Raw genomic sequence first — 2,429 nt, 5'->3', positions numbered from 1 at the left:
GGTGGGGAGGGCGCGCGCCCTCCCCACCCGGCCCCGCGTGCCCCCCTTCGTGCGCGGCGTGCTCCCCCCGACGCTTCCGGATATCGATGGATGTGCTGGTACGGATAGTTATGATCCGTAGCGCACGGTGGGTATGACTCCGTCGTGTGCGCGATACCCGCGATAGCGATGTCCGTTCCGACGTGGAGGTGAACCGCCGTGGCACTCTCGATCTCGGCCGTGGTGCTGCTGGCGATCGTCGTCTTCCTGCTGGTGCGCAAGGCGGGGCTCAAGGCGGGGCATGCCGTGGTCTGCATCCTGCTGGGCTTCTACCTCTCCAGCTCGTCGATCGCGCCCACGCTCAGCCAGGTGACCAACAGCGTGGCCGGCATGGTCAGTGGCCTGAAGTTGTAGCAGCGGCACCGTACGCTTGGCCGTCATGAACGGTCTTCCCGCCCGTCGGCTGCTCCTGGTGCACGCGCACCCGGACGACGAGTCGATCAACAACGGCGTCACCATGGCCAAGTACGCGGCCGAGGGTGCCCATGTCGCCCTGGTGACCTGCACGCTCGGCGAGGAGGGCGAGGTCATCCCGCCCGAGCTCGCCCACCTGGCGGCGGACCGCGACGACACCCTGGGCAGCCACCGGATCGGCGAACTCGCCGCCGCCATGGCCGAGCTCGGGGTGAGCGACCACCGCTTCCTCGGCGGCCCGGGCCGCTACCGCGACTCCGGGATGATGGGCACGGAGCAGAACCACCGCCCCGGCGCCTTCTGGGCCGCCGACGTGGACGACGCCGCCGCGCACCTCGTCGAGGTGATCCGCGAGCTGCGCCCGCAGGTGCTGGTGACGTACGACCCCGACGGCGGCTACGGGCACCCCGACCACATCCAGGCCCACCGGGTCGCCGTGCGGGCGGCCGAACTCGCCGCCGAGCCGGCGTACCGGCGCGACCTCGGCGAGGCCCACCGGATCGCCAAGATCTACTGGAACCGGGTGCCGCGCTCGGTGGTCGATGAGGGCTTCGCCCGGCTGCGGGCGGCCGGCGCCTCGGTGGACTTCCCCGGTGTCGCCCGGCCCGAGGACGTACCGGGCGTGGTCCCGGACGAGCAGGTGACCGCCGAGATCGGTGACGAGGGCGAGAAGTACGTGGCGGCGAAGGCCGCCGCGATGCGCGCCCACGCCACCCAGATCGCCGTGGACGGGCCCTTCTTCGCGCTCTCCAACGACCTCGCCCAGCCGCTGTTCGCCCGGGAGTACTACGAGTTGGTGGCCGGCCGCTCCGGGGCGCCCGCGGGGGAGCGGGAGCACGACCTGTTCGCGGGGGTGGACGCGTGAGCACGCCCTGGACCCCGGCGCGGATCCTCGTCTGCCTGGGCCTGCTGGTCGCGGGCTGGCTGGCGGGGACCGCCGGCTGGCTCGTGGTGGACGTGTGGTTCCCCGGCGGGCTGGTGCTGGCGCTGCTGGCCCTGTGGGGCGTCTTCCTGGCGGGCCGGCTGCTGACCGGGACCGCGCTCGGCGTGGGCGCGGCGGTGCTCGGCTGGTTCCTCGCGTACGTGGTGCTGAGCCTGCCGCGGAGCGAGGGCGACTTCCTGCTGAGCCCGGCCGCAATCAGTATGTATGTCTACCTTTTGGGGGGAACGGCCCTCGCTGTGATGTGTGCCACCCTCCAGCTTCCGCCGGACCGGCCGGTTTCGGCCACCCGGTCCGGCAGGTGACGTGCCGTTCGGAGCTAAGCCTGGAACTGCGCGCGGGGTTGTGAGCGCCCGGCGCGCGCCCCGCCGCGGGCGCCGGCGGGAACCCCTGACCTCCGGGGGACAGTTGCGCCCGGGCGGCGGCCAGTATGGTGGACGGGCCGCCGAGCTGCCCGCGCACGGTACGACGGGCGGCGGAGCCAACCGGGAGAACCTGCCTTGAGTCGTGAAACTGACAGTTCGTCCTCCGGGCCCCAGGGCCGCGGGGGAGCCGCATACCCCTCGGGTACGCCGCCGTACGGAACCGGCCAGTCGAACGCACCGGAGGGGAACGCTGTGACCTCGAAGCCGTCCACCCCCGACGGGGACATCGACGGACCGAAGACCGAGACCACGCTGACGACGCGGATCCGGATCAACATCCCCGGCTCGCGTCCGATCCCGCCCGTGGTCGTCCGCAAGCCGGTGGGCCAGGCCGGGGCCAAGGAGTCCGAGGCCCCCGCCCGGCCCGGCCCGGCCGCCGGTGCGCCGGCCGGCGCGCCCGACGGGGCGGAGGGCGGGGCGCCGGGTGCGGAGCAGGCGGCCAGCAACTGGTTCGCCCCGCGCAAGTCGTCCCCGGCGCCCGCCGCGGCGCGTCCCGGCCTGCCGACCCGGTCGGCGCCGGGCACCCGCCCCGACGCCTCCGCGGGCGCCGGCTACCCGCCGCCGGCCGCGGCGGGCGCCGGAGCGCCCTCGGCCCCGGCCGGGCCCGGCCC

General features: G+C 74.3%; 3 protein-coding genes and 1 pseudogene. All 4 read left to right on the top strand.

Annotation, left to right across the window (positions count from 1 at the left end; genetic code table 11):
- The first annotated feature begins 198 nt into the window (after positions 1 to 198).
- Positions 199 to 393 (top strand): hypothetical protein, encoded by a 195-nt coding sequence (locus EF918_RS34840; protein ID WP_125652861.1) that lies wholly within the window; start codon positions 199 to 201, stop codon positions 391 to 393.
- A gap of 25 nt (positions 394 to 418) precedes the next feature.
- Positions 419 to 1,318 carry an N-acetyl-1-D-myo-inositol-2-amino-2-deoxy-alpha-D-glucopyranoside deacetylase gene (gene mshB, locus EF918_RS34835; RefSeq protein WP_125652860.1) on the top strand — a complete coding sequence of 300 codons (900 nt, stop codon included), beginning with the start codon at positions 419 to 421 and terminating at the stop codon, positions 1,316 to 1,318.
- Entirely contained in the window at positions 1,315 to 1,698 is a 384-nt protein-coding gene (locus EF918_RS34830) for a DUF6113 family protein (RefSeq protein WP_125652859.1), read from the top strand. The genes mshB and EF918_RS34830 overlap by 4 nt, the downstream gene beginning before the upstream one ends.
- Before the next feature lie 195 nt (positions 1,699 to 1,893).
- Positions 1,894 to 2,429 (top strand): annotated as a pseudogene (locus tag EF918_RS37505) (hypothetical protein); the annotation flags it as partial.

Origin of the sequence: Streptomyces sp. WAC06614 (genome assembly GCF_003949795.1) — a bacterium.
In the GTDB taxonomy this organism is placed as follows: Bacteria; Actinomycetota; Actinomycetes; order Streptomycetales; family Streptomycetaceae; genus Streptomyces.
Note: the sequence above shows the minus strand (reverse complement) of the source record. Positions and strands in the feature narration are given on the sequence as shown.